Genomic DNA, 740 nt, shown 5'->3' with positions numbered 1-740 from the left:
GCGCCTACCGGCAGGCCTGGGAATGGGCCGACGCGACTGACTGGAAGCCCTGAGCCACCATGCCGTTCGTCGACGACATCCTCGGCCCGCGGCGGCCCTTCGTGGACGGCGGGCCACAGTCGCTGCCGGGCGTACGGCGACGCACCAGCACGATCGACACCCATCCGGATGGGGTGCGCGGCTCCGTGGCGGACCTGCGGGCGCGTGACGTGGTCGGCGCCGAGGACGGACGTGTCGAGATCCTCGGCGAGGTCGGAGTGAGGGCGCACCTCACCGATCAAGTCGTCGACGACATCACCGCGCCCGCCGGTCTGGACGCCTTGCTGGGCTGTCGTGTCGGCGCGGGATTTCGGGCGACGGTCGGCCGGCTGTTCCCTGAGGAAGTAGTGCGGGCCAGCCTGCTGAATCTGTTGCTCGACGACTGGGTCGGTGCGGCGCTCGTGTCCGGATACGCCGCCCAGTACGCGGCGATCGTCGAGGGCGTCGAAGAGAAGATGCCACTGGGCATCGCCGACCGAATGGCCGGGATCTGCGCAGGTTTCGCACCGGACGCGTCGCTGATCGCATTCACCCGGCGGCACGATGTCATCCCGACGGGCCGCGGTCCGGTGGCGCCGCCGCTGAGCGGACTACACGAAGTGGAACCGCTCCGAGCGCGCGGGATGCGCAGATCCCGGCCATTCGGTCGGCGATGCCCAGTGGCATCTTCTCTTCGACGCCCTCGACGATCGCCGCGTACT

1 pseudogene is annotated in these 740 nt (G+C 69.9%); it reads left to right on the top strand.

Annotated features, from left to right (window positions below):
• Positions 1-59: 59 nt before the first annotated feature.
• Positions 60-740, top strand: a pseudogene (locus A5691_RS02400) (hypothetical protein); the annotation flags it as partial.

Source organism: Mycobacterium sp. E183 (assembly GCF_001667735.1).
Taxonomy (GTDB): Bacteria; Actinomycetota; Actinomycetes; order Mycobacteriales; family Mycobacteriaceae; genus Mycobacterium.
The sequence above is the reverse complement of the archived record's forward strand: the minus strand, read 5'-3'. Positions and strand labels throughout refer to the sequence as shown.